Origin of the sequence: Comamonas serinivorans (assembly GCF_002158865.1) — a bacterium.
GTDB lineage: Bacteria > Pseudomonadota > Gammaproteobacteria > Burkholderiales > Burkholderiaceae_C > Comamonas_E > Comamonas_E serinivorans.
Genome location: NZ_CP021455.1, coordinates 2,354,936 through 2,377,854, shown reverse-complemented (window position 1 = coordinate 2,377,854; position 22,919 = coordinate 2,354,936). Strand labels below are relative to the sequence as shown.

Sequence of the window (22,919 nt, the reverse complement as noted above, 5' to 3'; positions counted from 1 at the left end):
CGATCACCAACAAACCGGACGTTCAGCCAGATCCAGGGAATGACTCACAACGGCAGTATCAAGCCATTTTCGTTGTCATTCAAACGGCAGCAAACCCATACTCCGTCATCGGCCTTGAAGGCGCGCCCACAGCAGACGCGGTGACCGCCAGGCCATGCCCGCCAGCAGGCGCGTGTGCATCCAGGCCAGCCGCGCGTTGTCGCGGCCATAGCGGAAGTGCGAGATCCCGCCCGCCTCGCGGGCGATGTAGCGCACAGGCGCCGGCAGGTTGATGACCGGCACGCCGGCCCAGCGCATGCGCACCACGGCCTCGGGGTCGAAATCCATGCGTTGCATGTAGGCCGAGGCCGCCAGCGCACGCGCCAAGGCCTGCGCGGGGTAGACGCGAAAGCCGTACAGACAGTCGCCAATGCCCGAGCGCACCGATTCCAGCGTCTGCAGGCGAGCCAGCACGTTGGACACCTCGCGCCCCAGCACGCGCGCACGCGGCGCATCGGCGTCGAACACCGGCTTGCCCAGCACCATGGCAGCGGGGTGCTCACGGGACGTGGCCATGAACGTCGGGATGAGCGGGGCCGGGTGCTGACCGTCCGAGTCCATGGACAGCACATGGGTGAAGCCGGCCGCGAGGGCCGCCGCCACGCCGTCGCGCATGGCCTCGCCCTTGCCGCCATTGCGGGCTCGCTCGATCACGCGCAGCCCCGGGTCGCGCGCCGCCATCTCGCGCAACAGCGCCACGCTCTCGTCGGTCGAGCCGTCGACAACGACCCACACCGGGTTCCACTGCGCGCGCGCGGCCTGCACCGTCTGCTGCACCAGCCGCCCCGGGTTGTACGACGGGATGAGCACCAGGTGCGTGCGCGAGGGCTGCGGCGATGCCAGCAGGCCGCGGGCCGACGCGCTGGCCTGCCCCGGCACAGCGGGCGCGCCAGCATTCGTGCTGGCAAACGGCTGCGATGGCCCGGGCATGCTCATGGCTGACCTCCCGCTTCCGGCACCAGCGCGCGCAGCACCGGGCTGGGCTGACCCTCCAGGCGGGCGCGGTACCAGGCCTTCAGGTCGTGCCCAAACTCGTCGGCCAGGGCCGGCACCACTCGAAAACGCGCGCTCACCTCGACGCGGATGTGCAGGGGCAGCGGCGGCGGCCGAAACAGGGGCCAGCCTTTGCCCAGGTAGCGCTCGCTCATGGTGATGACCAGGGTCTGCACCGGCACCTGGGCGCGTGCCGCGATCACGCCGGCGGTGGCGCCGCAATCACCGATCGGGCCTTCGCCGGTGCGCGTGCCCTCGGGAAAGATCACCAGCTGGCTCTGGTGGCGCTTCAAATCCTGCAAGGCGCCGCGCACCACGCTGAGGGCCGACACATTGGACACGTAACCCGCCAGCTGGGCCCCGGCCCCCAGAAACGCGTTGTGCGCCACCGCCCCTTTCATGATGCAGACGGCATTGGGCAGGCGCGAGACGATGAGCACCGCATCCAGCAGCGACGGGTGATTGGCCACCACCACCAGCGGCCGCCGCTCGCGCGTGAGCGCGTCCAGCTCAGACAGGTCGATGCGGCAGCCGCAGGCCACGCGCAACACCCCCACGTAGAAACGGAAGCAGTACGAGATCACCCGCCGGCCGATGGCGCTGCCAACGTCGCGCGGCAACACCCCGCGCAACACCAGGGCGAACGGGGTCCAGGCCAGGCACATCAGGCCCAGCACGCCCAGGCCCAGCACCATGGCCAGCCAGCGAAATGCGACCAGCGCCGCCGAGCCGACCGGCCGGGTCGGCGAGGCGCGGTCCTGGCGGTTGAGCGGTGCCGTCATGCCACGTGGTCAACCAGACGGGTGGGGTGACGTGGCTGGCCGTCCCGCGAAACGCACCCAGCCGCACCCGGCGTCATGCCCACGCGGGGCGCGGACTTGCCGACGCCCTGCTCACGCGGCAGGCAGGCCGGCTGCAGGGGTGCGTTCACGCGGCAACGAGGGCAATCGTGCTTGGCCCGCCGCACCGCGCGGCCCCGGCAAGCAGCGCCGCCGCCGCCCGGCCCGCCACCAATGACCCAAACCTCGTGATCGAAGGTGCTCATGTTCGTGTTCACTGTTGTTGCCTGGCCCGGGGCCCGCAGGCGAGCCGTGGCCTTTGCCATCATGCCACCGCCCCCGGGCGGGCGCGTGACACGTGTGGCGTCACCGGCTTGCGGCATGCTGCACGCCACACGGGGCCACAGGTGTGGGCAGTATCTCAAGGTTTCCGATCAGTCACCATCGGAAACAGGCGCATACTGCCCAATGCATGCCTCATGCCGCCCACATGCCGCCATTGATGGCCAGCGTCTGCGCCGTGATGTAGCCGGCACGCTCGCTGGCCAGGAACGCGACCAGATCGGCCACCTCCTGCGCCTGGCCGGCGCGTTGCACCGGCACCAGCTGCTTGATGCGCGCCGCATCGAAGGTGTCCGCGCTCATGGCCGTGGCGATGATGCCGGGCGCCACGGCATTGACCGTGACGCCGCGGCTGGCCACTTCGAGCGCCAGGGCCTTGGTGGCGGCATGCAGCCCGCCCTTGGCGGCGGCGTAGTTCACCTGGCCCCGGTTGCCGGCCTGACCGGCGACCGAGGTGACGTTGACGATGCGCCCCCAGCGCGTGCGCAGCATGGGCAGCAGCAGCGGCTGGGTGACGTTGAAGAAGCCGTTCAGGTTGACGTCGATCACGCGCTGCCATTGCTCGGCGCGCATGCCGGGCATCACGGCGTCGTCGTGCACGCCGGCGTTGTTGACCAGCACCTGGATGGGCGCCACCGCCAGCATCTGCGCCACGGCCGCGGCGCAGGCCGCGCCATCGGCCACGTCGAACACGATGGGCCTGGCCTGCCCGCCTGCGGCCTCGATGCTGGCCACCACGGCATCGGCGCGCGCGGCGTTGCGGTTCGCGTGCACCCACACGGCAAGGCCCTGTGCCGCCAGCGTGGTCGCCACCGCGGCGCCGATGTCGCCGCTCGCCCCGGTCACCAGGGCCCATCTGACGCGCTGGGCATCGCCCCGCCCTGTCGTTGCCTCGGTCGCTGTCTCAGTTGGCATGCGTCGTTCTTCTTTCTCGTGGTCAGGTCACCAGCAGCACCGAAGCGCGGCCGCTGACCCAGATCGTGTCCAGCCCAGGCGGCTCACCGGGCCAGGCGCCGGCCGATGTGCCGAGCCCGGCGTCGGCTGCCGCAGGCGTCCAGGGCCCGAGCGCAAACGCGTAACTGGCCTGGCGGGCATCGCCAGCCTCCAGCGTCACGTGCACACCCAGCACCTGCGCGGCGGGGTCTGGGCCATCGCCTGCCTGCGCCTTGCCTGGCCGGGCCAATTCGGGCACCGCCAGCCGCAACTCGCGCACGCTGACCAGCCGGCCGCCACCCGGGTGGGCCCCCGTCACCGAGCCGGCCGCACCGGCCAGCAAGCCGCCATGCAGCGCCATGGCCTGGCTGGCGTACTCGACCCCGTGGGCCGCCCCCAGGCGGTCGCCGCGCACGATGAGGGGATGTGGCCTGCGCAGGTGGCTGCGCGTGGCGGCCCAGAGCTGGTCCGGCGCGGCACGCACCACGTGGTCGAGCAGGCACATGCCGCCGGCATGCGGAATGCGTGCGGCAATCCAGTCGCGGCCCTGGCCCGCGGCCAGCGACCAGCGGTCGGGATTCGGCGCCACCCCGGTCATGGCGATCCCGGCGCCTCATCGCCTGGCCGACCGACGCGCAGCCGCACGGCCAGCGAGCGCCCGTCGTCGACGTGCAGGTGCAGGGTGCGCGCCGCCGGCTCGGCTCCGGTGGGGTCACCAACCGCCGCACCGGCCAGCGCAGCCAGCAGGCTCAGGCCGCGCCATGGCGGCAGCTGCGCCGGCAGCGCGCACAAGCCGGCCGGCCAGGCGCCCGGCAGCGCCGTGGCCGGCGTGCTGCCCCAGGCGGCCGAGGCATCCAGGTGCAGGCGGCCCAGGGTCGCGGGCGCACCAGCGGCCGTGGCCCGGGCGTCGCCCACCGGCCCCAGCACCAGCGCCAGGGCCGACACGTCGGCAATCGGCCGCGTGCTGTGCAGTGGCTCGGGGTATTCGCTGTCACAGGCGATCAGCAAAACGGGAACACCCGCATACTGCACTTGCGATAAAGCTTCCAGCAGGCCCATGGCGAAGCTGCCGTCGAATGCCGCGACCACCTGCGCGGGCGCCATGGCCTGGGCCGCAATCGACCAGTAGCCCGAGGCCGCGTTGTGCACCGAGTTGTGAAAACGCGTGGGCGAGATCTGTTTGTCGTCGCCAGCCAGCAGTTCGCACAGCGCATGGCAGTTGTGCCCGTCGCCGCCCGAGCTGGCGAACACCACCGGCAGCTCGCTGGCGACCAGGCCGGCCTGGGCCACCGCCTGCGTCCCGGCCTCGAGCGCGGCCTTCACCACGCGACTGGCCCGCCGCCGCTCGGCCGGCGGCAGCAGGCTGGGAGCCGGCAGCACCGTGGGCGCGGCGGTCCAGGTCTGGGGGGCGGCCACCACGGCCTGCCACTGCCTCCAATCGGCCAAGCCGGGGCCCAGCACCCCAGCGCCCAACACCTCTGCCTGCAAGGCATGCACGCTCATGCGGCCTCCCGGGACACGATCAGGCTGCAGTTGCTGCCGCCAAAGCCAAACGAATTGCTCATTGCATGGCGCACGGGCATGCGTCGGCTGCGCAGGGCCGGCTTCAGCGCGATGCCCGGGTCGGGCTGTTGCAAGCCCACCGTGGCCGGCACCAGTCCCTGTTCCAGGGCCAACAGGCACACCACGGCCTCCAGCCCGCCCGCGGCGCCCAGCGTATGGCCGGTCAGGCCTTTGGTGGAGCTGCAGTTCACCGCCGTGCCCAGCACAGCCGCCACCGCTGCCCCTTCGGCCTGGTCGTTGGCCGGCGTGGCCGTGCCGTGCAGGTTGATGTAATCGATGTCGCCCGCGGACAGGCCCGCGCTGCGCAGCGCGGCCTGCATGGCCATGCGTGCGCCCAGACCTTCGGGGTGTGGTGCCGACATGTGGTGCGCATCGCTCGACTCGCCCCAGCCTGCCAGGCGCATGCCGCTGGCCTTGACGCCCGCCAAGTCCTCGCCATCGCGCATCAGCAGGGCAAAGGCCGCCGCTTCACCGATCGACAGGCCGTCGCGGTGGGCATCGCCCGGCCGGCAGGGCTGGCTGGACGTCAGCTCGAGCGAGCTGAAGCCATAGAGCGTGGTCAGGCACAGGCTGTCAACTCCGCCAACCAACACCGCATCGACCACGCCTTGCTGCAGCCAGCGGTCGGCCGCCGCAAAGGCCTTGGCCGACGACGAACAGGCTGTGGAGATGGTCAGCGCCGGCCCGGTCAAGCCGTGGACGGCCGCCACAAAGCCGCTGAGCGCCGCGGTGTCGTGCGTGCGCCGGTAGTCGAACCAGGCCGGCAAGGCGCCCGAGTCGGGCGCCCGGTGCTGATAGGCCTGCTCGGCAGACAGGATGCCCGAGGTGCTGGTGCCCAGGATCAGGCCGACGCGCGCGCTGCCCAAGGCCTGCACCGCCTGCTGCACAGCCGCGTGCAGGCCATCGGCCTGCAGGCCCAGCCAGGCCAGGCGGTTGTTGCGGCAATCCCAGGGGGCCAGCTCGGCCGGCAGCGTCACGGCCTCCAGGCCCTCGACCGCACCGATCCAGGTGGCGATCTCCGCCTGCGGAAAATCGCAGGGCTGGAGGCCGCTGCGCCCCTGCATCAAGGCATCGAGCAAGGCCTTGCGGCCCTGGCCCACAGCACTCGTCGCTGTGTAGGCAATCACACGCGCCACGGTTGTCTCCCTCTGTTCACGCGACGGCCCCTTGCGGGCGCCGTGCCACCAAAAATGTGTTGGCAAAGGGTGGCCCGCCAACGCTGGCCATCACCTGCACCTCAAACCCGATGTCCTGCAACAGCGCCTGCCAGTCGGCCACCGAGCGGCAGTGCAGCTGCGACCAGCCATGGCCGCGCACGAAGGTGACCCATTGGTCAACCTTGCGGCTCAACTCGAAACGCCAACCCGCCGCCGCGTCGCCCACCCGTGCCACCAGCACGCCACCGGGCGTCAGGGCCTGGTGGACGCGGGTCAGCACGTCACGCTGCCGGTTGTGGTCGAAGTAATGCAGCACGTCGAGGATGGTCACCACCTCGCAGGCCGGAAATGCCGCCTGCGTCACATCCCCTTGCTCGATGACGATGCGCGGCGAAAACTGCGCCAGCGCCGCATGGGCGCGCGCCACGTCCGACGGCATGAGCTCCAGCCCCAGCAACTGGGTCACCTGCGGCGGCGGCGGCCAGTCGGCCGGCCAGCGGCCGGCGTCGGCATGGGCCTGCGCGGCCAGCAACCAGGCCGCGAACACCGCCTGCCCGCAACCCAGGTCCAAAAATCGGCCCTTGGCCGGGAACATGCCGTGCCGCAACATGTCGATGAACAGCGGATCGCGCCCCAGCTTGCCCTTGGCAAACCCGTGCGCGAAACGCCCGCCTGCGCGATACCAGTCGCTGGCCTGCTCGGTCAGGGCCAGGTGAAGGGGCTGTCGATACCCCCGGGGGGCAGCGCGGGAATGGTGCGGGACGGCGCTCATGGTCTCCGGGGGGCATCTTGCAGGGTTGCGGCGGGTCGCGCGGGATTCGGCCCGTGGCCCAGCGGCACGGCCTGGTCCAGCGCGACGGCCTTCAAGCCGGCTTCGCGCAGGCGTGCCAGCAGCCGTGGCAGCAGGGTCAGCACCACGGGCCGCCCCTGCGCGTCGCGCCGGGCGTGGCCATCGTGCAGCAGCAACACGTCGCCCGCCGCCAAGCCCCGCGTGAGGCGGGTCAGCACGCGTTCGGCATCGGCGTCACGCGTGTCAAAGCCGCGCCTTGTCCAATGCGCGAGCAGCAGGCCTTCGGTCTGCAGCACGGGGTCCAGCATGGGGTTGCGCAAGCCCGCCACGGCCCTGAAAAAACGGGGCGCTCGCCCCACAGTCGCCGCGATCGACGCCTGGGCATCGCGGATCTGCGCGCGCATGCCGGACGGACCCAGCGCCGCAAAGTGGTTCGGATGGGTCTGGGTGTGGTTTTCCAGGGTGTGGCCGGCCGCCGCGATGCGGCGCGCCAGGGGCGCCTGCTCGCGCACGCGCTGCCCCACGCAGAAAAAGCTGGCCGTTGCGCCCTGTGCCGCCAGCTGGTCCAGCACCTCGGGCGTCACCTCGGGGTCGGGGCCGTCGTCAAACGTCAGGGCCACCTCGCCGCGCGCGGCCGCTGCAGCCGGCAGACGCGTGAGGTTGGCGCCCAGCCAGTCGCTGCGAGGCCACAGGCCAGCCCCGGTCAGCAGCAGCTGGTTGGCGGCCACGGCGCCGGCCATCCAGGGCCAGTGCTGCGGCATGGCACACACCCCGGCCAGCGCCGCCGCGTGCGCGGTGCAACTCAGGGTGATGAAGGGGGACGGTTTCCAGCGCATGCGGCAATACAACGAACAGCGGGCGATTATCGCCAGAACGCGCGTCGCCTCCGCGGCCTGGGCGACGACGCCGGCTGGTTTTGCACCGCGCAGGTGCACTCACGCCGACAAGCCCGCCAGGTCGCGAATCAGCTCGCTGGTCGTCAGCTCGTCCAGCGCGTGCCAGGGTTGCACCTGGCCGGCCCCCGTCTCGCCCCAAGGCACGCCGACTTTCACCTCGCCCAGCGTCTGGGTGTCGAACTCCTGCATGGCCGCCACGATGAAGCCCGGGCCTGGCTCTGCTCGATCATCCGCCCATCGCCCACGGGCTTGCTGAAGTACCAGATGCCGCCCCCGTCCTGGGCATGCCCGCGCCACCAGCCCCGTGAGAGCAGCCCCATCACGCGGCCGCTGGCCACCGTGACGCCCACCCAACGCGAGAGCACCGTGCCCTGGCGCTCGGCCCCGCTCAGCGCATAGGTGTCGCGCCCCAGCTGCGCAAACGGCTGCAGCAGCTCGTAGTCGGCAAAGATCTGGCTGAAGGCCTGCTGGTCCTCGGCGCCGATGTGCAGCGCATGGGGCACGCCCACGCGGATGGCGTGCTGCAGCGTCGCCATGGGTCCGGACTTCGATCGCGGCCTCCGTTGCGGCCTCCATGCCAGCATGCGACGTGGTGCCCGCCTTGCGCTTGGCCTGGCGTGGGGCCGGCGGCGCAGACGGTGCCGCCACCGGCAGGGCATCGGCGGTCACCCCACCGCCCTCGCCCTCGACGACATCGCCCTTGCCGGTCTTTTCGGCCTGCAGCTTGGCCATGGCGGCACCGGCCTTGGCCTCGTTGTCGAAGGCTTTCACCTGGCTTTGGCCCGCGGTGCCGACCTTGCCCCAGGCGATGTGCAGCTCGCTGCCGACTTGCTCGATCTGCCAGAACTTGTTCGACTTGCCGTCGTTGAATGCATACCGTGGCATGTGCCCTCCCTGTTGTTCGTGCCGCTCGCGTCGTTCGACGGCCGCCTGCAATGTTTCCTCAAAATCTACCCAGTATCAACCCAATCCCGATCAAAAATAAACGAGCACTGACCTATACTGCACATCACCCTGTGCAACCTCGGTCACAGTGTCAGGTACGCCATGTCGCGCATGAATTCGCTGAACGCCACGGCATCGAGGCGGGCCCAGTCGTCGCTGCCGGGCTTGCCCTGGGCTGTGCCGGCCTCGTACACCGCGACGGCCGCCAGGGTCTGCGGGGGCGCGTTGCGCAGGTCGTAGGTGTCCACGCCCGGCGTGACCCGGATCTGCACGCGCCAGGTCGGCCCCAGTTCTCGGGTGCCGCCACTGAAGCCATAGCCGTCGTCGCTGTGCAGGCTCCAGCCGCGGGTCTTGAAGGCAAGCAGGCGCATCGGCGCGTACTGCCTGCCGGGCGCCGTCAGCTGGCCGACGAGCGCGGCGCGCCCATCGGGCGCCACCGCGGGCTGCAGCCAGCGGGCCAGTTGCTCGAACGGCTGCATCAGCTCGTAATCGGCCAGCAGCTGGCCAAAGGCCGCGCGCTCGGCCTCGCTCAGCTCCAGGGGGTGGACGATGCCCACGCGCACAGGCCGGGTCTGCGCCTCGGGCCAATCCCAGGGCTCGTCGTCGGCCGTGCTCAGCTCGCCATCGTCTGCCAGCCGCACGACCTGCAGCAGGCGCTCGGGGCGGCCCCGCACGTTGCCGGCCTGAACCGCGGGCGCATCGGCGCCTCCGGTCTCGTCGGCAAAAATGCCCCAGATCAGGCGCGCGGCCAGCTGCCGCAGCAGTGGCTGCCGCACGTAGAGGGTTTCGAAGTCCTCGCGGCTCCAGCGCCGGCCCGCGACCATGGCCTGCTCCAGCCGGACCCGCTGCACCTTGGCCACGCCCTCGGTCTGGGCCTTGATGGCCTTGTACCGTTCGCTGGCGGCCTGCGCCTGGTCGGGGTCGTCGGCCGCATTGCGGGCTGGCAGGCTGCGGATGCGCGCGCCGGGCTTGCCGCCCTCGAGCTTGCGCAACCAGGGCTTGAGGTTCTCGTCGAAGGACAGCAGGAACTGGCGCGGCCCGTAGTCCAGCGTGGTCTGGCCGCGGTCGTCCAGGCCCAGGTCTGGCACCAGGCGGTCCTGCAGGTCATCCAGGCTCAGGCCGCGCTCATCGGCCGCCTGCTGCAGGGCGGCCTGCGCCTTGGCGCGCATGCCCTTGGGCATTTTCTCGGCGCCCAGGTCGGCCACCAGGCGCAGCGCGCTGTCGCTGCCGAGCTCGCTCATGACCAGCAGGCCGAGGCTGGCACGCGCGCTGCCGCCTTCGGTGGGCCAGGCCTTCATGAGCGGCGCCAGGCGATGCACGGCGTGGTCGTCGCCCAGCACGCCCAGGGCCGAGAAGGCCCAGTTGTCCTTGGCCGGCGCACCGGCGGCCAGCCAGGCGCTGAACAGGTCCCAGGCGAACGCGGACAGGGAGTCGCGCGTGCAGGCCGCGATCACCTGGCCAAGGCCGGCATAGGCGCCCGCCGGACGCGGAAAACTCAGCATCTGGCCCAGCGCCTCGACGGCGGCATCGGGCAGTCCCTTGCCGGCGCCCGGGCCGGTTGCCAACACCGGGCGCTGCCACTGCTGGGGTTGCCAAAAGTCAGGCAATTTGCCGATTTTGGCGGGGTACAGCGCCAGCGGGTCCGCATCCAGAACGGCCACCAGGGCATGCTCCGCATCGGGGTGGCCATGACTGGCCGCCTGGGCCAGCAGCAGCTCACGCAGGCCGGCACCGGCCTGCGCCGCCATGAAGCGCAGCGCGGCCGCGGCGTCGGCCTGCTCGGCCCCGTCCGGCCCCAGGGCCACGGGCACCAGGCCGGCCGCGGCATGGCGCGGCCACGCGAGCAACCATTGCTGGCCCAACAGGCGCTGTGCCGGCGCCTTGGCCCGCAAGCCCATGCGGGCGCTGTCGATGGCCAGCGCCGTCGACCCGACGTGCAGCCAGTGGTTGGCGCGCTCATCGGCAAACGCGCGCAGCTGGGCCAGCACCCCGGGCAAGGCGGCTTCACCCCAGTGCGCAATGAGGTCGTCCCAGTACCAGATCGTGATCTCGCCGGCCACGGCGTTCCAGAACGGCACCCCCACCTCGGGCGGCAGGCGCAGCAGGTCGTTGCCAAACAGGTAGGTGTGCTCGCCACGGCTGACGGCCTGCTCGCGCCCCTCGCGCCAGGCCGCCAGCAGGGCCGTCATGTCGCCTGCGCGAATGGCCTGAGCACAGGCGCTCAGGTGTGGTCCCTTGTCGCGGTGACTCACGGCCAGCAGGCTGGCCATCTTGGCGGGATCGGTCAGCACCTTGGCGGCATGGCCGGGTTCGGACGGGGCCGGCCAATTCAGCGCAGGGGCAGGCACCGTGCCGCCCTGCAGCGTCAGCACGGTGCGGCCGGCCTTGGCGGTCTTCTGGCGCCAGGGCGGGTTGGCCAACACCGGCGGCAGCTCCGCGGCGTCGGCCAGGGCGATGGCGGCCTGCGGCTGGGCCTGCACCTGCAGCCAGCGCCAGGCCGCGGGCGTCAACCACGGCCGGACCAACACCAGCCCCGGCGCCAGGTCCGCCAGCATGCTGCGCACCATGCCTTGCGCCAGGGGCGCTTGGCGCCCGCCACCCAAGGCCACCCGCGTGGCGGCGATCAGCATGGCCAGGGGCGCGCGCGCCTGGCAGACCTCGATGGCCTGCTGGCGCTCCTTGCCGTCGACCGCTTCCAGGGCTTGCGTCAGGGCATCGGGGTGCGTGCCGACATCGTCGGCCCCCGCATGCACCCGCGCCAGGTTGGACACCCAGGCCCTGCGCTCCAGCCAGCCACTCCAGCGGCCGCGGTGGGGTTCCAGTCGGGCGCGCGTCGCCTCGTCCAGCTCGCACGACAGCAGCAGCCAGGCATCCTCGGTCCAATCCAGCTCGGGCTCGGCCAGCACCGCCTGCACCAGCGCCTGCGACTCGGGCAGCAGCATGGCCATGTGCTGCCGAAGCGGCACCGGCACCCGGGGCAGCCCGGCCAGCAGCAGCTGTTCGCACTGGGCGCGGGTTTCCGCCGGGGCCTGGCGCAGCAGTTCGCGCACATACGCCAGGCCGGGAACCGGCAGGCCCAGCTGATGATCGAGGTTCGCCGTGCCGCGCGTCAGGTGGAATCGGCGGGTGCGCCAGTTGTCGTGAACGACGATGCGGGCGGCCTCCAGCAGCAGGACCACATAGCCGGGCAAGCCATCGCGATGGATGAGCCAGGGTGCGAGCAGCACATGGTTGCCAAACGACAGGGCCAGCAACACGGCATCGGCCTCGGCGTCCGCCTCGGCATCCGCCTCGAGTCCAGCCTTGGCATCCAGCGGATCGTGCAAGCGTTGCCGCTCGCGCACCCGCTGGATGACCGGCGCGAAGTCGTCGTCAGACGCCTCGGCATCGAAGCGCTCCAGGTTGGTGCGTCTGAACAGGTCGTTCAGCGCGCGTCTCGCGGCCTCGGCATCGGGCCAGACCGGGATGTGAAACAGGGGCAAGGCCCGTTCAGCCCCAGCACCCCAGCGGGCGTCGTCGCGCTGTGCGGCATCGCCAGGTGCCAGATCGGCCCACTGCGCGGCGTGGCTGTGCGCGGCGGCGGCCTCGGCTTCGGCCAGGCGCGGTTCGGCCAGCAACGCCTGCGCCACGGGCACCAGCATGGACGCGCTCCACGTCTGCAGGTCGTCGCCGCGGCGGAATTGCTCCAGCCAGGTGAGCATCACGCGCGCAGCCGCGTCGTCCAGTGCAAAGCGCTTCTTCAACTGGGCGGCGGTCGGCATCTTCAGCGCCAGCGCGCTCAGCGAAGCGCGTGCAGCCGCGTCATCCGGGGCCATTCGATGCTTCGACTGGGCCTCGAAGGCTGGGTCGAGCACCGAGAGGTTTCCGGCCGCCACCTCGGTCAGCAGCTGACGCCAGGCGGCCAGCAAGCGCTGGTCGAACCCGGGTGTGGCGCGGCGTTCGGCCAGCCAGGCGTTGAGTTGCCGTTGGGCGTCCGGGGCATGGGACGCATCCGCCACTGTGGCGATGTCCGCAGCCAACGGCGCTGCAGGGCCGGCCTCGGGCACCACATCGGCATCCGGGCAGGCCGAATCGGGCGCAGGTGACGTGTCGAGCGGCTCGCGTGTCGCCACAGCCGCCGTGGACGCCGGCGCTGCGGTTCGTGCCTCGTGCTGCGCGTCGGCCGATGCGGCCACCTGCGGCGGTGCCGGCTGAGGCATGGGGGCCATGGCCGCAGCGGCGCCCGCCAGCACATAGCCTTTTTTGGTCTTCTCAGCCACCAACTTGGCCTGGGCGGCCTGCGCCTGGGACTCGTCGTCGAAGCCCTTCACCTGGCTCTGGCCGGCGGTGCCGATCTTGCCCCAGGCGATGTGCAGCTCGCTGCCGGCTTGCTTGACCTGCCAGAACTTGTTCGATTTGCCATCGCTGAACTCGTAGCGTTGCACGGGTGCGCCCTCCTGAGTGGCTGATCGCGCAGCCGGGTGGTTGGTGCGGGCACGGCCGGCCCGCTGCGCGCAAATTATGGCGTGCCGGGGGGACCCTTCCGGCCGCCTGAAAAGCCTTTGAGGTGGCGGCGCACCCGGGCGCCAGGCCAGGCGCCGCCTGGGCCTGAACCAAGCGCGGTGTGACCGCCAGGTTCGCAATCGCCCCCACAAGGCGGGCTGAGCGTGCTGAGACGCCGGCGCGCGGCGCGTCTGCGCACCGACCAGCCGCACCCGCCCCACAGACGCCCCAGCTGCTCAGGCAGGAGCGCACCAGGTCGGGGCATTGCTCAGACCCTGCGGCTTCAGGCGTGGGACGCCGCCATGCCACACCGGCACACGGCCATCCCTGCCGGGCCCCATGGCAGAATGGCCGCTCACCAGGGGTTGACCCGCAGGGCATCCCGGCACCGCCGGACGGTGAGTCAGGCGTGCCGCATGCCCATGAAGCCACCAGACCTGAGGCCGCACCCCGCTCAGGCTTTGGGCAACAAATCCCTGCGCTGCGACCGTCTCCCGCCCCCGATTTTTGTGTTCCTCAGGCGCCGGCCCGGCACGGGACGGGCCCACCTTCCGCTTTTCCATGCGTTCCAAGCTTCAACTGACGGCGCTGTTCGCGCTGTGCACCATGCTCGGGCCCCTGGGCATCGACACCTACCTGCCCTCGTTCCACGCCATCGGGCGTGAGTTCGGCGTGAGTCAGGTCGCGGTGCAACAGACGCTGAGCGTCTACGTGCTGGCCATGGCCGGCACCATGCTGTTCTACGGCACGCTGAGCGACACCTTCGGCCGGCGCGCGGTGCTGCTGTGGGCCTCGGTGGGCTACTGCCTGACCTCGCTCGTGGCCGCCTTCGTGCCCAGCATCGAGGCGCTGGTGGCCGTGCGCTTTGCCCAGGGCCTGATGGGCGGCGCCGGCATGGTGATCGTGCGCGCCATGGTGCAGGACCGCTACCAGGGCGCCGAAGCCCAAAGCATGATGGCCATGGTCATGTTCTGCTTCGGCCTGGCGCCGGCCTTGGCGCCCATCTTCGGCGGCTGGCTGCAGGCGCATGGCGGCTGGCGCACCACCTTCTACTTCCTGGCTGGCTTTGGCGCCCTGCTGGCCCTGCTGGTCTGGCGCGTGATGCCCGAAACCCTGCCGGCCGACAAACGCCAGCCCCTGCGCCTGGGCGTGATCGCCAGCAACTACCTGCACGCCCTGAGCAACGGCCAGTTCCGCCTCATGATCCTTGGCCTGGGGCTGATGGCCGGAGCGAACTCGGTCTACATCGGCTCGGCGGCCGAGTTCATCATGGGCGTGCTGCGCCTCGAAGAGACCTCGTTCGGTTGGCTGTTCATCCCGCTGATCGGCGGCACCATGCTGGGCTCGGTGCTCACGGGCTCGATGGCCGGCAAGCTGCCACAGCGGGCGCAAAAGCGCATCGGCTACTCCTGCCTGTTTGCGGCCTGCGTCTGGAACGTGGGCTACAACCTGGCGGTGCGCGGCCTGGGCCTGGAGCCGGCCGTGCCCTGGGCCGTGATGCCGATCACGCTCTACAGCTTCGGCATCGCGCTGCTGATGCCCATCCTGTCGCTGCGGATCCTGGGGCTGTTCCCCACCATGCGAGGCCTGGCGTCGTCGCTGCAGGGCTTCACACAGATGCTGTTCTTTTCGTTGATGGCCGGCCTGATCGTGCCGCACCTGTTCCACAGCGGTCTGCTGCTGGCCGTGGGTCACGCGCTGGCGGTGATCGGCGGCATGCTGGTGTGGTGGACGTCGACCCTGGCGAAAACGCCCGCCGCAGCGCCGGCGGGTTGAATCAGCGCAGCCAACACCTCCAACCGACGTACCAGTCAAGCGATGCGCTGCGGGCAGCGTTCGCCGGCAGCGCGGGCGACTACAGAAAGCGATCGAGCAGGCGCCGGCTGTCGCGGTCCATGTCCTGCGGGTTGCGGATCAGGAACTGCACCCCGTGCGCGTCGCTCACCAGCAGCACGCCCTCGGCGATGCGGCGGATGTTCTCTTCGCCCTTGAGCAGCAGCTGCGTGGGGCCACGGTCGGTCACCACGTCCCACAGGCTGGGCGTGACGAAGCTGCTGACGTGCGTGACCCGCTCGATCACGGGCATGAACTCGCGCTGCGTGAGGCCCTCGAGCACCAGCGCCGCCTGATCGGCCGCCAGGCCCGCCAGCGTGGGCAGCCAGACCAGCTCGTGGCCATCGGCATCAACCAGCGAAATGCCCTCGCCCGGCGCCGAGATGGGAAAGGCGCGCACCGCGTTCACGCCCACGTGGGCCTGGCCCTGGCCGTCGATGCAGACCAGGCGACCGTGCTCGTCGCGCTTCAACTCAAACACTGGGGTATGCATGGTTTCTCATTCCAAATTCATCGGCAGTGCCCGCATACTGCTCATGCATTGACGGGTTCTGACGCGGCGGATCCGCCCATCAGCGCGACGCGATCCGCCTCTTCCTGGCGCTGCTGCGCCTCGTACAGGCGCCAATAAAAGCCCTGTTGGGCCAGCAGGTCGGCGTGCGTGCCCTCTTCCACCTTCACGCCCTTGTCCATCACCACCAGGCGGTCGGCCTTCTGCAGCGTGGACAGGCGGTGGGCGATGGCGATGGTGGTGCGGCCGCGCACCAGGTTGTCCAGCGCCTTCTGGATTTCCTTCTCGGTCTCGGTGTCCACCGACGAGGTGGCCTCGTCCAGGATGAGGATGCGCGGGTCGATGAGCAAGGCGCGCGCAATCGAGATGCGCTGGCGCTCGCCGCCCGACAGGCCCTGGCCGCGCTCGCCGACGATGGAGTCGTAGCCCTGGGGCAGCCGCAGGATGAACTCGTGCGCATGCGCGGCGCGCGCGGCGGTCACGATCTCCTCGCGCGTCGCTTCGGGCTTGCCGTAGGCGATGTTCTCGGCGATGGTGCCGAAGAACAGGAAAGGCTCTTGCAGCACCAGGCCGATGTTGCGGCGGTAGTCGGCCACCTTGACGTCGCGGATGTCGTGTCCGTCGATCTGGATGCTGCCTTCGCTGATGTCGTAGAAGCGGCAGATCAGGTTGACCAGCGTGCTCTTGCCCGAGCCCGAGTGCCCCACCAGGCCGATCATCTCGCCGGGCCGGATGTGCAGGTTCAGGCCCCGCAGCACCGAGCGGTTGCCGTAGCGGAAGTAGGCGTCCTCGATGTCGATCTGCCCGCGCACGTTGGTCAGCGGCTTGGGGTTGGCGGCCTCGGGCACGCTGGAGACGTGGTCCAGGATCTCGAAGATGCGCTTGGTGCCCGTAGCGGCCTTGCTGGTCACCGACACGATGCGGCTCATCGAGTCCAGCCGGGTGTAGAAGCGGCCGATGTAGGCCAGGAACATGGTCAGCACACCGACGGTGATCTGCTGGCCTGCGACCAGCCAGATGCCGGCGGCCCAGACCACGAGCAGGCCCAGCTCGGTCAACAGGGTGACCGTGGGCGAGAACAGCGACCAGACCTTGTTCAGGCGGTTGTTGGCTTCGACGTTGAGGCGGTTGGCCTCGTGGAAACGCTCGGACTCGCGCGCCTCTTGCGCAAAGGCCTTGACCACGCGGATGCCGGGGATGGTGTCGGCCAACACGTTGGTCACCTCGGCCCAGACGCGGTCCATCTTCTCGAAGCCGGTGCGCAGGCGGTCGCGCACGGTGTGGATCATCCAGCCGATGATGGGCAGCGGCACCAGCGTGACCAGGGCCAGCGTCGGGTTGATCGAAAACAGGATGACGCCCGTCATGATGATCATCACCACGTCGCTCAGGAAATCGAGCAGGTGCAGCGACAGGAAGACGTTGATGCGGTCGGTCTCGCTGCCGATGCGCGCCATCAGGTCCCCCGTGCGGCGCCGGCCGAAGTACTCCAGCGACAGCCGCAGCAGGTGGTCGTAGGTCGTCGTGCGCAGGTCGGCGCCGATGCGCTCGGACACGATGGCCAGGATGTAGGTCTTGGCCCAGCCCAGCAGCCAGGCCAGGATGGCGGCTGCAAACAGGCCGGCGAGGTACTTGGCCACCAGCATGGGGTCGATGTGCTGGCCGTTCTGGAACGGGATCAGCACCTCGTCCATCAGCGGCTTGGTCATGTACAGCGGCACCATGGTCGCCGCCGTCGAGGCCAGCATGAGCGAAAAACCCAGCGCCAGCGGCCACTTGTAGGGTTTGGCAAAGCGCCACAGGCGGAACAGCGTCATGCCCGAGGGCGGCTTGTCATCCTCGGCGGGCTCGGCCTCGTCCTCGTTCAGCAGCAGGTCGCTGACCGGGCCGGCATCGGTCTGGTCGCGCACCTGCTCGAAGCGGTCCTTGAGCGCCATGGCGGCGACGTGCTTGCCCAGCGTGAAGCGCCAGGCCGCCAGGCGCCGGCCCGCGTCGTGCAGCTCCAGCACGCCCACGCCGTTGTGGTCGCGCTCGATCAGCCGCATGTCGGGCCGGATCGCCCAGCTCCGGCCCTCGGCGGCCCCCGGTCCGGCCGCGCACAGGCCCTGCGCCGTCAGCAGCAGCACGCCCGCGTCGAAGCGCAGTTGATCGTCCAGGTCGGTGTCGAGCTGGGCCAGCACCTCGGCTGGGGCTGCCAGCGATTGCAGGGCGCGCGCTTTGAGCGCCTCCTGGCTCGTGCTCAAGGGGGCGGCAGATGGGATGGAGCTCATGGGCGTGGAGTGTGCCGCAGGGATTTCGCCCCCCGGGAAAGCCCGGGCGTAAGAAGATGCAGCAAACGAAGCGAAGTGCTAAGTAGTTGTTGGTGAAGAGATTTTTTTCGGCGGCGGTCTCATGGCATCGCCATCACCCTCTCTCGTTCACAAATTGTATTGCGCGCGTGTCACCCAAAAGCAGGACCGCTGCGTTAAGCACTCATCGCGACTTTGTGAGTGTGTATGAACAACAAGACCATCACCATCTTGCGCATGACCGAGCTTCGGGGCCCCAGCATCTGGACCTATCGCCCCGCTGTGGAGGCCGTGGTTGACATCGCAGACCTGGAGGACTGTCCCTCCAATGTGCTGCCGGGTTTCAACGAGCGCCTCTCCGCTTGGCTGCCTGGACTGGTGGAGCATCGCTGCAGCGTGGGCCGCCGGGGCGGCTTCCTCATGCGGCTGCGCGATGGCACGTGGCCGGCCCACATCATGGAACATGTGGCCATCGAGCTGCAGAACATGGCCGGCCTGCGCACAGGTTTTGGCAAGGCCCGCGAAACCGGTGAGCGCGGCGTCTACAAGGTCGTCATCCGCAGCGAGCACGCCGAGATCGGCAAGTTCGCCCTGCACGCTGCACGCGACCTGCTGATGGCAGCCATCGACAACACCCCCTTCGACGTGACGGCGCCCGTGCGCGAGTTGAAGGCCATGGGCAGCCGCCTGTGCCTGGGCCCGAGCACGGCGGCCATCGTCGACGCCGCTGCAGAACGCGGCATCCCGGCCCTGCGCCTGAACGACGGCAACCTGGTGCAACTCGGCCAGGGCGCGTTTCAGCGCCGCATCTGGACGGCCGAGACCGACCGCACCAGCGCCATCGCCGAAGGCATTGCGGGCGACAAGCACCTGACCAAGGAACTGCTGGGCACCTGCGGCGTGCCGATTCCGCGCGGCACCGAGGTCGAATCGGCCGAAGAAGCCTGGGAATTCATCCACGACCTGGGCGCGCCCGGCGTGGTCAAACCCATCGACGGCAACCACGCACGCGGCGTGTCGCTGAACCTGACCAGCCGCGACGAAGTCTTCGAGGCCTACGAGATCGCCAAGGAAGAAGGCTCGGGCGTGCTGGCCGAAGCCATGATCGCTGGCAGCGAACACCGCCTGCTCATCGTGGGCGGCAAGCTGGCCGCCGCCACGCGCGGCCGCATCACGCAGATTCGCGGCGACGGCAAGTCCACCGTGCGCGAACTCATCGACCGCCAGCTCAACGCCGACCCGCGCCGCGGCGACGAAGAGAACGTGCCGCTCGAACCCATCGTGCTGCCGCAGGACAAAAAGGTCATGTTGGAGCTGCTGCGCCAGGGCCTGACGCCCGACAGCGTGCCCGATTTCGGCCAACTGGCCGTGGTCGAGCGCACGGGCAACATGTGCGAGGACGTGACCGACATCGTGCACCCCGAGGTCGCCGCCGAAGCCGCGCTGGCCGCCCGCGTCGTGGGTCTGGACATCGCCGGCATCGACTTGGTGACCACCGACATCAGCCGCCCGCTGCAGGAAACCGGCGGCGCCATCGTCGAGGTCAACGCCGGCCCCGGCCTGCTGATGCACCTCAAGCCCAGCGAAGGCAAGCCGCGTCCTGTCGGCAAGGCCATCGTCGATCACCTCTTCCCGCCTGGCGAAACGGCCGGCATCGACGGCTCGGCGCGCATGTTGCTCGTCGGCGTGCTGGGCGGCAGCGAGGCCAGCCTCACGGCCCGGCTCATTGCCGGCCTGATCCAGCTGCAGGGCCAGCCCACGGCCCTGGCCTGTGCCGATGGCCTGTTCCTCGGCAACCGCATCCTCGAGCGCATGGACTCGCGCGGCTGGGGCGGTGGCGAGCGCGTGCTCATGAGCCGCCACGCCAAGGCCGGCGTCATCGAGACCAGCGCCTGGCACATCCTGAACCAGGGCCTGCCCTACGACCGCTGCAACGTCGGCATCGTCACCCGCATGCCGGGGACGGACGGCCTCGCCGACCACTACATCACGCGCACCGAGCAAATGCCCAACGTCGCGCGCACGCAGATCGACGTGGTGCTCAAGCACGGTTTCGGCATCTTGAACGCCGACGATGCCGCCGTGGCCGAGATGGCGCCGCTGTGCGATGGCGAGGTGCTGATGTACAGCACGCGCAGCGACAACGCCGCGTTCATCCAGCACCGCCTGGGCGGCGGCCGTGGCGTGTTCGTGCGCGACGGCGAGATCGTGCTGTGCGCGGGTGAACATGAAATCCCGGTGCTGCCGCTGGCCCGCATCGACCTGTCGGGCATGTTGCAGGCCCAGCAGCAGGCCCACCCCGGCAGCTCCACCACGGCCCAGGTGCTGGTCGCGGGCGAAAGCACGCTGGCCCTGCCCGCCATCGCCGCGGCCTGGGCCCTGGGCATCCCGCTCGAGTTGATCGGCGCGGCCCTGGCGCAGACCGATCACCTGCTGGCCACCGACACCATCTTCTGATTCGCGGGGCTGTTGCATTTCGCAAACGGCCCCAACATTCCCACATCATTCGCATTCAAATTTTTCGTTGAAGTCCGCAATTCAATCGGAATCCTCGTGATATTCTGATTTTGATTGCACATGAACGGCGCCCAGCGCCTCTTCAACCGACCCTTCGCAAAGGCAGGCAACCCATCATGGACGTCTCACGCACTCGCGCCCTTCGCGGCCCCAACATTTGGAGCCGCTCCACGGCCATCGAAGCCATCGTGAACTGTGCCGGCGCCGAAAACGACCTCAGCCGCTATCCCGACTTCGAGAAGCAGCTGCGCGCCCTGTTCCCCGCCATCGGGGCACTGCACGCCAACAAGCCCAGCGAGCCCATCACGCTCGCCCATGCCCTGGAGCACGCCGCCCTGGCGCTGCAGTCCCAGTCCGGATGCCCCGTGACGTTCAGCCGCACCACCGCGACTGAGGAAGCGGGAACGTATCAAGTCGTCGTGCAGTACAGCGAAGAAGCGGTCGGCCGGCTGGCCCTGGAGCTGGCCGAGCAGCTGGTCCAGGCCGCCCTGCGCGGCGAGGACTTCGACGTGCCCGGCGCCATCGCCAAGCTGCGCGAGCTCGACGAAGACGAACGCCTGGGCCCCTCCACGGGCGCCATCGCCGAAGCCGCGCTGGCGCGTGGCATCCCGCTGCGTCGCCTGACCAAGGGGTCGCTGGTGCAGCTGGGCTGGGGCAAGAAACAGCGCCGCTTCCAGGCCGCCGAGGTGGACCAGACCAGCTGCATCGCCGAGGCGATTGCCCAGGACAAGGACCTGACCAAGAAGCTGCTGCGCGCCTGCGGCGTGCCGGTGCCGCTGGGCCGTCCGGTGACCGATGTGGAAGACGGCTGGAAGGCCGCCAACGAGATCGGCCTGCCTGTGGTCGTCAAGCCGCAGGACGGCAACCAGGGCAAGGGCGTTACCGTTTGCATTTACGAGCGCGAACACTTTGACGTGGCCTACCGCGCCGCCGAGCCCTATGGCGAGGTGATGGTGGAAAGCTACCTGCCCGGTCACGACTTCCGCCTGTTGGTGGTGGGCGACAAGCTGGTGGCCGCCGCACGCCGCGATCCGCCGCTGGTCATCGGCGACGGCACGCACACCGTGCGTGAGCTGGTCGACCTCGTCAACCAGGACCCGCGCCGCGGCGACGGCCACGCCACACCGCTGACCCGCATGCGCCTGGATGACATCGCGTTTGCCCGCCTGAAGGCCCAGGGCCTGACGGCCGATGACGTGCCGGCCAAGGGCCAGCGCGTGGTGCTGCGCAACAACGCCAACCTGTCGACCGGCGGCACCGCCACCGACGTCACCGACACCGTGCACCCCGATGTGGCACAAGCCGCCATCGTGGCCGCGCAGACCGTGGGGCTGGACATCTGCGGCGTGGACGTGGTCTGCGAAACCGTGGGCAAGCCGCTGCAGGGTCAATCGGGCGGCATCGTCGAGGTGAATGCCGCGCCCGGCCTGCGCATGCACATCAGCCCCTCGTTCGGCAAGGGCCGCAACGTGGGTGAGGCCGTCATGGACCAGCTCTTCCCCAAGGGCGACAACGGCCGCATTCCGGTCGTGGCCGTGACCGGCACCAACGGCAAGACCACCACGGTGCGCCTCATCGCCCACCTGCTGCGCACGCAGGGCCTCACGGTCGGCATGACCAACACCGACGGTGTTTACATCAACAGCAAGCAGATCGACAGCGGTGACTGCAGCGGCCCGCGCAGCGCGCGCAGCGTGCTCATGCACCCCGACGTCGACGCCGCCGTGCTGGAAACGGCGCGCGGCGGCATGCTGCGCGAAGGCCTGGCGTTCGACGAGTGCCAGGTGGCCGTGGTCACCAACGTGGGCGAAGGCGACCACCTGGGCCTGAACTACATCACCACGGTGGAAGACCTGACGGTGCTCAAGCGCGTCATCGTGCTGAACGTGGCCACCTCGGGCCACGCCGTGCTCAATGCCGCCGACCCCCATGTCGCGGCCATGGCGCCCTACTGCCCCGGTCAGGTGATCTTTTTCGCCCAGGATGGCCAACACCCCGTGCTGGCGCGCCACCGCGCCCTGGGCAAACGCGTGGTCTTCGTCGACCAGGGCGACATCGTCGTGGCCGAAGGCAAGTTCGAAAAACGCCTGCCGCTGACGCGTGTGCCCCTGACCATGGGCGGCAAGATCGGCTTCCAGGTCGACAACACGCTGGCCTCGGTGGGCGCGGCGTGGGCGTCGCAGGTGCCCTGGGACGTGATCCGCACCGGTCTGGGCAGCTTCATCAACGACGTGCACGGCGTGCCCGGCCGTTTCAACGTGTTCGAGTTCCGCGGCGCCACGCTGATCGCCGACTACGGCCACAACCCCGACGCCATCGCCGCACTCACCCAGGCCGTGTCGGCCATGCCGGCGCGCCAGCGCAGCGTGGTGATCAGCGGCGCCGGCGACCGACGCGACCAGGACATCGTCAAGCAGACCGAGATCCTGGGCCAGTCCTTCGAAGAGGTGGTCCTCTACCAGGACGCCTGCCAGCGCGGCCGAGCCGATGGCGAAGTGCTGGGCCTGCTGCGCCAGGGCCTGGCCAACGCGCAGCGCACCCGCCAGGTTGACGAAATCCACGGCGAATTCGCCGCCATCGACCACGCGCTTTCGCGCCTGAAAGCCGGCGACGTCTGCCTGATCCTCATCGACCAGGTCGAGGAAGCGTTGGCCCACATCAAGAAACGCGTGGCCGACGCCGCGAGCAAGCCGCTGGCCGCCAAGGGCGCCAAGGCCCGCGCCGGCACCAGCAAGACCACGGCCCGCAAGCCAGGCGCCGCCAGCAAGCAAGTCGCCGTCACGGTGCGCTGAGCTGGCCCCGGTCCCGGTTGCGGTCCGGTGCGCGCATCGGGCCCACGCCACCGCTCTGC

Annotated in this window: 16 protein-coding genes and 1 pseudogene; 3 read left to right on the top strand and 14 right to left on the bottom strand. The window is 70.0% G+C overall.

Annotation, left to right across the window (positions count from 1 at the left end; translation table 11 throughout):
- Positions 1–105: 105 nt before the first annotated feature.
- The 12 genes and pseudogenes from CCO03_RS10105 to CCO03_RS10055 form a co-directional block, all read right to left on the bottom strand.
- Entirely contained in the window at positions 106–969 is an 864-nt protein-coding gene (locus CCO03_RS10105) for a glycosyltransferase family 2 protein (protein ID WP_087280644.1), read from the bottom strand.
- A 2-nt stretch (positions 970–971) separates the two neighbouring features.
- Positions 972–1,814, bottom strand: a complete 843-nt coding sequence (locus CCO03_RS10100; protein WP_087280641.1) for a lysophospholipid acyltransferase family protein — start codon at positions 1,812–1,814, stop codon at positions 972–974.
- Between the two features lie 474 nt (positions 1,815–2,288).
- Positions 2,289–3,068, bottom strand: coding sequence for a 3-oxoacyl-ACP reductase FabG (gene fabG, locus CCO03_RS10095; protein WP_087280638.1), 780 nt, complete (start codon positions 3,066–3,068; stop codon positions 2,289–2,291).
- A gap of 22 nt (positions 3,069–3,090) precedes the next feature.
- Positions 3,091–3,684 (bottom strand): hotdog family protein, encoded by a 594-nt coding sequence (locus CCO03_RS10090; RefSeq protein WP_087280635.1) that lies wholly within the window; start codon positions 3,682–3,684, stop codon positions 3,091–3,093.
- Positions 3,681–4,589, bottom strand: a complete 909-nt coding sequence (locus CCO03_RS10085; RefSeq protein ID WP_087280631.1) for a beta-ketoacyl synthase chain length factor — start codon at positions 4,587–4,589, stop codon at positions 3,681–3,683. Before CCO03_RS10085 ends, CCO03_RS10090 begins: the two co-directional genes overlap by 4 nt.
- Positions 4,586–5,785: a beta-ketoacyl-[acyl-carrier-protein] synthase family protein gene (locus CCO03_RS10080; protein ID WP_087280628.1), complete on the bottom strand. Its 1,200-nt coding sequence runs from the start codon at positions 5,783–5,785 to the stop codon at positions 4,586–4,588. Before CCO03_RS10080 ends, CCO03_RS10085 begins: the two co-directional genes overlap by 4 nt.
- Positions 5,786–5,801: 16 nt before the next feature.
- Positions 5,802–6,578, bottom strand: a complete 777-nt coding sequence (locus CCO03_RS10075; RefSeq protein WP_087280626.1) for a class I SAM-dependent methyltransferase — start codon at positions 6,576–6,578, stop codon at positions 5,802–5,804.
- The gene (locus tag CCO03_RS10070) at positions 6,575–7,432 is read right to left on the bottom strand and encodes a polysaccharide deacetylase family protein (RefSeq protein WP_087280624.1); all 858 of its coding nucleotides are present in this window, start codon (positions 7,430–7,432) and stop codon (positions 6,575–6,577) included. The genes CCO03_RS10075 and CCO03_RS10070 overlap by 4 nt, the downstream gene beginning before the upstream one ends.
- Positions 7,433–7,531: 99 nt before the next feature.
- Entirely contained in the window at positions 7,532–7,681 is a 150-nt protein-coding gene (locus CCO03_RS20075; protein ID WP_169717433.1) for a hypothetical protein, read from the bottom strand.
- Positions 7,645–8,028 carry a DUF4132 domain-containing protein gene (locus CCO03_RS10065; RefSeq protein ID WP_157667625.1) on the bottom strand — a complete coding sequence of 128 codons (384 nt, stop codon included), beginning with the start codon at positions 8,026–8,028 and terminating at the stop codon, positions 7,645–7,647. Before CCO03_RS10065 ends, CCO03_RS20075 begins: the two co-directional genes overlap by 37 nt.
- Positions 8,029–8,248: 220 nt before the next feature.
- Positions 8,249–8,377, bottom strand: a pseudogene (locus CCO03_RS20755) (WGR domain-containing protein); the annotation flags it as partial.
- A gap of 143 nt (positions 8,378–8,520) precedes the next feature.
- Positions 8,521–12,861 (bottom strand): WGR and DUF4132 domain-containing protein, encoded by a 4,341-nt coding sequence (locus CCO03_RS10055; protein ID WP_169717462.1) that lies wholly within the window; start codon positions 12,859–12,861, stop codon positions 8,521–8,523.
- 619 nt (positions 12,862–13,480) lie between these two features.
- Here CCO03_RS10055 and CCO03_RS10050 point away from each other — a divergent pair.
- On the top strand, positions 13,481–14,695 hold the full coding sequence (locus CCO03_RS10050) for a multidrug effflux MFS transporter (protein WP_087280616.1): 1,215 nt from the start codon (positions 13,481–13,483) through the stop codon (positions 14,693–14,695).
- Between the two features lie 79 nt (positions 14,696–14,774).
- Here CCO03_RS10050 and CCO03_RS10045 read toward each other — a convergent pair whose 3' ends face one another.
- Positions 14,775–15,245 carry a cyanophycin metabolism-associated DUF1854 family protein gene (locus CCO03_RS10045; RefSeq protein WP_087280613.1) on the bottom strand — a complete coding sequence of 157 codons (471 nt, stop codon included), beginning with the start codon at positions 15,243–15,245 and terminating at the stop codon, positions 14,775–14,777.
- 41 nt (positions 15,246–15,286) lie between these two features.
- The gene (locus CCO03_RS10040) at positions 15,287–17,533 is read right to left on the bottom strand and encodes a cyanophycin metabolism-associated ABC transporter (RefSeq protein ID WP_087280611.1); all 2,247 of its coding nucleotides are present in this window, start codon (positions 17,531–17,533) and stop codon (positions 15,287–15,289) included.
- 225 nt (positions 17,534–17,758) lie between these two features.
- Here CCO03_RS10040 and CCO03_RS10035 point away from each other — a divergent pair, with 225 nt between their 5' ends.
- Together CCO03_RS10035 and cphA are read left to right on the top strand one after the other, a co-directional pair.
- The gene (locus CCO03_RS10035) at positions 17,759–20,008 is read left to right on the top strand and encodes a cyanophycin synthetase (protein WP_087280609.1); all 2,250 of its coding nucleotides are present in this window, start codon (positions 17,759–17,761) and stop codon (positions 20,006–20,008) included.
- A 176-nt stretch (positions 20,009–20,184) separates the two neighbouring features.
- Positions 20,185–22,860, top strand: a complete 2,676-nt coding sequence (gene cphA / locus CCO03_RS10030) for a cyanophycin synthetase (protein ID WP_087280605.1) — start codon at positions 20,185–20,187, stop codon at positions 22,858–22,860.
- Positions 22,861–22,919: the final 59 nt, after the last annotated feature.